Origin of the sequence: Pseudobutyrivibrio sp. (genome assembly GCF_017471675.1) — a bacterium.
In the GTDB taxonomy this organism is placed as follows: domain Bacteria; phylum Bacillota; class Clostridia; order Lachnospirales; family Lachnospiraceae; genus Pseudobutyrivibrio.
In genome coordinates this window covers 100,996-107,592 of the sequence record NZ_JAFUSK010000031.1, presented here as the reverse complement: position 1 = coordinate 107,592, position 6,597 = coordinate 100,996, and the positions used below count along the sequence as shown (strand labels likewise).

The 6,597-nt window shown below is 33.9% G+C and carries 7 protein-coding genes; 1 reads left to right on the top strand and 6 read right to left on the bottom strand.

Annotated features, from left to right (window positions below; translation table 11 throughout):
- The first annotated feature begins 287 nt into the window (after window positions 1-287).
- Window positions 288-1,355 carry a tyrosine-type recombinase/integrase gene (locus IJ535_RS05870; RefSeq protein WP_294300058.1) on the top strand — a complete coding sequence of 356 codons (1,068 nt, stop codon included), beginning with the start codon at window positions 288-290 and terminating at the stop codon, window positions 1,353-1,355.
- 29 nt (window positions 1,356-1,384) lie between these two features.
- Here the strand turns inward: IJ535_RS05870 and IJ535_RS05865 are convergent, their stop codons facing one another.
- The 6 genes from IJ535_RS05865 to IJ535_RS05840 are packed head-to-tail and all read right to left on the bottom strand — an operon-like array spanning window position 1,385 to window position 6,594.
- Window positions 1,385-2,299 (bottom strand): RluA family pseudouridine synthase, encoded by a 915-nt coding sequence (locus IJ535_RS05865; RefSeq protein WP_294300056.1) that lies wholly within the window; start codon window positions 2,297-2,299, stop codon window positions 1,385-1,387.
- On the bottom strand, window positions 2,299-2,823 hold the full coding sequence (lspA, locus tag IJ535_RS05860) for a signal peptidase II (protein WP_294300054.1): 525 nt from the start codon (window positions 2,821-2,823) through the stop codon (window positions 2,299-2,301). Before lspA ends, IJ535_RS05865 begins: the two co-directional genes overlap by 1 nt.
- Window positions 2,823-3,911 carry a 3-dehydroquinate synthase gene (gene aroB / locus IJ535_RS05855; protein WP_294300048.1) on the bottom strand — a complete coding sequence of 363 codons (1,089 nt, stop codon included), beginning with the start codon at window positions 3,909-3,911 and terminating at the stop codon, window positions 2,823-2,825. The genes lspA and aroB overlap by 1 nt, the downstream gene beginning before the upstream one ends.
- A 59-nt stretch (window positions 3,912-3,970) precedes the next feature.
- Window positions 3,971-4,477 carry a cell division protein SepF gene (locus tag IJ535_RS05850; RefSeq protein WP_294300046.1) on the bottom strand — a complete coding sequence of 169 codons (507 nt, stop codon included), beginning with the start codon at window positions 4,475-4,477 and terminating at the stop codon, window positions 3,971-3,973.
- Window positions 4,478-4,492: 15 nt separating this feature from the next.
- A complete protein-coding gene (locus tag IJ535_RS05845) occupies window positions 4,493-5,197 on the bottom strand; it encodes a YggS family pyridoxal phosphate-dependent enzyme (protein ID WP_294300044.1) in 705 nt (234 codons plus the stop codon).
- Window positions 5,198-5,208: 11 nt separating this feature from the next.
- The gene (locus IJ535_RS05840) at window positions 5,209-6,594 is read right to left on the bottom strand and encodes an HlyD family efflux transporter periplasmic adaptor subunit (protein ID WP_294300041.1); all 1,386 of its coding nucleotides are present in this window, start codon (window positions 6,592-6,594) and stop codon (window positions 5,209-5,211) included.
- Between the last annotated feature and the right edge of the window lie 3 nt (window positions 6,595-6,597).

Below are 6,597 nucleotides of genomic sequence, written 5' to 3'. Positions count from 1 at the left end.
TGTTACTATCTGAGGAGTTAAATTGTTCCACAGGTAGTAGTCAAAGCGAATAAAATTACTATTTACAGCGCAAAATATCCTCTGGATAGTAAATGGTTTACTATCTATAAGAAAAGAAAAGTTACTAAAAATTACTCGTCAAAGTGGGACAAAGAGAGCAGTATTTTGATAAATCAATCTATCGGATAAATATCTGTTTTTCCGATAGATAGTATATGAAAAAGCCTTAAAGTGTGGTATTCTTATATATATGATAAATTACACTATTCGTTTAAGGGAGAACTTTTATGGGTAAAGACTCTGAATTCTATAAAGAAAAAGCTAAAATGCAAAAAATCAAGTTACGTGAGCTTATATCTCAGTTGCCTAAACCAGCTGTAGATTTTATTCACTCTAAGGAACAAACAACTCAAACAAGTACTTTGATTTCATATAGCTATGATCTGTTAACCTTCTTTCGATTTTTAATAGCCTCTAACCCTACAATTACAGGTTTAGACATTCAAAAAATTGATTACGGGCTCTTAGATAAAATAACACCAGATGATATTGAGGAATACCAAAGATATTTGGAATTAAATGTAATTGGTGAGCAACATGAAAATGGCAAAAAAGCAATTGCTCGAAAAATGTCTCCACTTAGAAGTATGTACAAATATCTGCTTACAAGGGAATACATTTCAAAGGATCCAACACAGTTAGTTGCTTTGCCAAAGCTTAAAAAAGATAAAAATATCGTACGTATGAATAATTACGAGGTTCAGGCCATATTAAAGGCAATTGATGACGGAAATGCCTTCGCATCTGAACGTCAACGTAAATATAATCAAAAGACCCGCGGTCGTGACCTAGCTATACTTACATTGATGCTTAATACAGGTATTCGTGTCAGCGAATGCAATGGTCTAGACTTAAATGATGTTGATTTTAATGTTAATTCTTTAACAATCGTTCGAAAGGGTGGCGGACAGGATATTATCTACTTTAATGACGAGGTTGCTGAGGTTTTACAGAATTATATTAATGGAGAACGTGAATATATTAAGCCTATAGAAGGCCATGAAAAGGCTCTCTTCTACTCTCTTCAAGGACACCGAATTAGTGTTGATGCTATTGAAAATCTTGTTAAGAAATATGCTAAAATTGTTGTCCCTAATAAGAAAATCACTCCCCACAAGCTTAGAAGTACCTATGGTACTGCCCTTTATCGCGAAACTGGGGATATCCGTCTGGTAGCAGATGTACTAGGCCACGAAAATATTAATACTACTATCGACTACTATGCTGCCATTGAAGACGAGCACAAGCTTCAGGCTCGTAATGCAGTAGATTTTCACCGTAAAGATAATAAATAGATAAAAAGGATTGCTAAATGCAATCTTTTTTATAATGCCCTACGATATTTGATAAGCAGATTTTCAAAATATTCAGGTAAAGGAGCATTAACCTCCACATACAAACCTGTAGTTGGCTGAATAAAGCCTAAAGTTTGAGCATGAAGAGTTTGACCTTCTAGCCCCTTTACAGGCTTACCATAAACATCATCTCCTAAAAGAGGATGTCCAATATGAGCCATGTGCACACGAATTTGATGGGTTCTACCAGTTTCAAGTTTAAACTGAACATAAGAATACCCTTTAAATTGCTCTAAAACGGTAAAATGAGTGATTGCCTCTCTTCCATCATTTACTACAGCCATCTTCTTCCTATCCTTGGGATTTCGACCAATAGGAGCGTTTATTGTGCCTTCTTCTTCTTTGAAATTTCCAACAACGATTCCCTTGTAAATTCTATTAACAGAATGAACCTTTATCTGAGCTGCAATATCATTGTGTGCCTTGTCGTTTTTACAGACAAGAAGAGAACCTGTGGTATTCATATCAATTCGATGGACGATACCGGGACGTATTTCACCATTAATGCCTGAAAGAGAGTCTTTACAGTGATACATCAGTGCATTTACAAGAGTACCAGAATAATGTCCTGGTGCAGGATGTACAACCATCCCCTTTGGTTTATTAACCACGATTACATCTTCATCTTCATAAAGAATATCAATAGGAATATCTTCAGGTTCAATATCGATTTCTTTAACAGGCTCAATGCTTACAACAATTTCATCACCAAGCTTTGTTTGATATTTTGATTTAATCTGTTTTCCATTAACTAAAACAAAGCCACTATCAATTGCTTTTTGATAGTAGCTTCTAGATTTTTCTGGTAATGCTGATGCTAAATATTTATCGATACGAATACCTGAATCAGCAGCATCTTCAATTGAAAGATTAAATTCATCCATTATCTCTTAATCCTTAGATTTTGCTTAATTTCTTCGAAATCTTCATCCTTATAATAAAATAAAACAAGGAAGAATAAAATAATTACACTTACAGTAACATAGCAATCAGCTACATTAAATACAGGAAAATCAATAAGTGAAAAATAAATAAAATCGACTACATAATGATTGATAATCCTATCGATATAATTGCCAATGGCACCAGCTATTAAAAATAATAATACATAGTTAAGTGCAGTGTATTTCTTCACACGTGGCATTCTAAATAGCAAATAAATGATAAATAACAGAAGAATTGGAGTTGTAATTGCAAATAGTACCTGCTGTCCCTCTAACAATGAAAAAGCAGCCCCAGTATTCTCTAAATAGTGAAATTGCAAAACACCTGGAATCAGTATAAAGTCATCTTTATTCATTAAAAATGAAACTGCTAAATCCTTTGTAAACTGATCAAATAAAATTAAAACTAAAACGAATGCTAATGCAAAAATAAATGATGTAATTCCTTTTTTCTTGTAAAACATTATTCCAACACCTTATCAATGGCAAATAACAAATCCTCATCAGAAAATTCCAGATATGAATCTGCCTCGCCTATATTTTTTAATATAATAAACTTTATTTTCGAATCTGTCATCTTTTTATCTGATTTTGAAGCAGATAAAATATCATTATTCTTTAATCCGCTAACAGAAACAGGTAAATTATACTCTTTTAATACATTAATTACATCTAAAATTTCTGATTCATTTATAAAACCAAGTTTATTAGATAAATGCAGTGCGCATACCATACCAAGCGATACACATTGACCGTGGCCAAGTTTAAAATCACTAAGCTTTTCAATGGCATGACCTAATGTATGACCGAAATTAAGATAAGCACGAATTCCCTTTTCCTTAGGGTCGATTTCTACCACATGGCCTTTTATTTTGCAGCATTCACTGACTGTGTGTGCAAGTGCATCATAATCCTTGCCGTTAACAGCATCCTTATTGTCCTTAATCCACTGATAGAACTTGTCATCAGCAATAAGAGCGCTTTTAATTACCTCACCCATGCCACAAGCAAAATTGTAGTTATCAAGGCTATTTAATGTGCCTAGATTCATGTATACGAGACGTGGCATATAAAAAGCGCCAACCATATTCTTGTAGCCTTTAAAATCTACACCTGTTTTACCACCTACAGAACTATCTACCTGGGATAATAGTGTGGTTGGTATTTGGATAAAATCAATGCCCCGAAGAAATGTAGCTGCAGCAAAGCCTGTGAGATCGCCAACAACGCCGCCACCTAGTGCAACAAGCAGTGAGTTTCTGGTGTAGCGTTCAAGAATTAAATGCTCGTAAAGTTGATTAACAGTGTCAAGATTCTTAGATGCTTCACCAGCTTCAAAACAAAAAGAAGAGATCTTACTTCCTGTTTTTTCAAAGATAGATGTAACTTCAGCTAAATACAGCTTTGCAACATTAGAATCAGAAACAATACAAATATTATCGTATTTACGATTCACTTCAGTATTAAATACACTAAGTAAATCATTAAAATCAGGTCTAAAACAAATCTTGTAGCAAGGCTTACCTTCGTAATTAATATTCAAGTCTTTCATGCATTATCTCCCATATAAACAAAAAGCACCAGACTAATGTCTGGTGCAAAACAATTCACTTAAAAGCCTGTTTGAATTCCTGTGAAGTCAAAGGCATCTACGATTCCTGCCAAATCACCAGATAACTCAACTCCTGCAGGTGTTATAATAAAGATATAATCCTCGATGCGCTGAAGATTTCCATCTATTGCATAGCATGTACCACATGTAAAATCTATGATACGCTGAGCAACTCCTAAATCTAAACCTTTCATATTAAGTAGAACAGTTCTTTCTGCTAATAATGTTTCGGAAATCTCTCTTGCATCCTCAAATGAAGATGGCTTAATAACACAAACTTCCATAACAGTTCCTTTCGATTTATTTCTCATTGGTGTAATCTTTGGCGCTGGTCTAACAGCTCGTTGTTCCTTCTCAGCTGGCTTATTTAAAGCGGGGCGCCTATCCTCATCATTCTTAGAGAACTTGTTAAAGAAGGATTTATCTTCTTCATCATATAATTCATCGTCGTCATAATCGTCATAGTCATCGCTAAGATGCATAGCGTCTAACATTCTTTCAAACATAATATTACTCCTTCACTATATATTATAGTTTCTTGCTCCAAAAATGGCAGTACCTACTCTAACATGGGTAGCACCTTCTTCTATGGCAACTTCAAAATCATTAGTCATTCCCATAGATATAATTCTCATATCTACATTATCAATGTTTTCATTTGCTATGTCAACAGCTAAATCCTTTATTTTGTGAAAATTCGCTCTATTTTCTTCCGGAACCACAACATTTGGTGCTATTGTCATAAGACCTTCAATGTGAACAGCGTCAAGATTAGAAATTTCTTCGCATAGTTGTTTAGCCTCTTCGTACTTAACACCAAATTTTGATGCCTCGTTAGCTACATTAACTTCTATAAGGATTGGCACAATTACTCCATGCTTCTTTGCCTGGATATTAATCTCTTCAGCCAATCTATAGCTATCTACTGAATGAATAAGCTTTACTTTATCTACGATATATTTTACCTTATTACGCTGTAAATGGCCGATAAGATGCCAATTAATATCAGCTGGCATTTCAGGAATTTTACCAGTAAGCTCTTGAACCTTGTTTTCACCAAATTCCCTGATTCCTGCATCATATATAACCTGCAAATCTTCTACAGGCTTTGTTTTACTAACTGCAATAAGAGTAACCTCACTTCTATCACGGCCAGCTCTTTTACAAGCTTCTGCCACTCTTCTTTCCACATCTTCAAGATTATTTCTTAATTCTTCCTGTCGCATAACAAACTCCTTTAGTTAATGATTGTGTTCTCTTCTACTTCATTCCCCTGTAATACTATATGGTCATACATTGATATACCATAGCTCGTTCCAGTTTTAATGATGGAATAATCATCATTTTGGTAAAGTATTTCTATCTGTTTAAATACAGCATATCCCTTATTTACGTTATATACACCTTTTAATTTATCTATATCTGCGCCTACAACGTATTCCTCTTTAGAATTAGGCTTAACAAGCCTATCTCCCCTTTTTAGAACTTCGCTATCTACATAGTAAAAATCATCAGTTTCATAATATACTGTAGGATTAACAATAACACCACCAGCATCTGATTTAAGCAAAAAGCCTGCGGAATCATCATTATTTCCCTGAACCATATAATCCTTAGGAATAGTATAAAATTCCTTCTCTACAATAGATGAATTTGGGATCTTAAGACCAGATATATTGTTATTAACTATTTTTACATGGACAAATCTTGAATCTGCATATCTGTCCATTGAATCATCCAGTGATAATATTAAATAATACTTACCAGCCTTTTCTGTAAAATCTAAATTAGTCCAGGTTTCTACTTCATCCTCTAGAAACTTAATTTTTAAATAACTTTCCCCTTGAAGTGAATCATAAAGATTTTTATCAACCTCTAAAATAAGATTCCAGTGATCCGAGGTAATAACCTTATACACAGCCTGTCCAGCTACTACAGATTCCTGCGCCTTTAGGTTTACTGCAGAATAATTAGATATATCAAAACTATCAGAAACAAAGGAATCGACAGTAATGTCTTCTAAACCATCAACAGAATATACCACAAGACCAGGAACAGGACTATTGTATATATTAAATGAACCTGAAGATATGGCTGCTTCCAAAGAATCTCCCATTGATGCCATAGCAGAAACTGTATAGAGCTGTTCAACCTGAGATTGTAGTTCGTTCTTAAATGAATATGTCTTGTTAAACTCTATTGGATTGTAATCCACAAGGTAAGTGTTTACAATGTTTTGAATTTTAGCGTAAGCATCCTCATCTAATTGAATTTCAGATTTAGCAGTACTGGCTTCTATAGATGAAAGAATCTCACCTGTAGTATCAAGAGCATATACTTGGGTCTTAGCCCCAACCTTTCCAAAGTTTTCGGCTAAATATAAAACATCACCATTATTATCTGCTGTAACTACCTGTTCTTTTCTGATTGCTAAAGCATTATATTCTAAATTATTTGATATAGAACCCTGAGAAACCTCATATATAGTAATGTTATCAGCAGTTATGTATGTAAATAGATGATATAACATATATATAAACATAACACCAATAACGATAAATCCAATTGAAAAATGGTATTGCTTGGGATATTTAATTATTTTGTCATTTTTATTATTTCTCATATA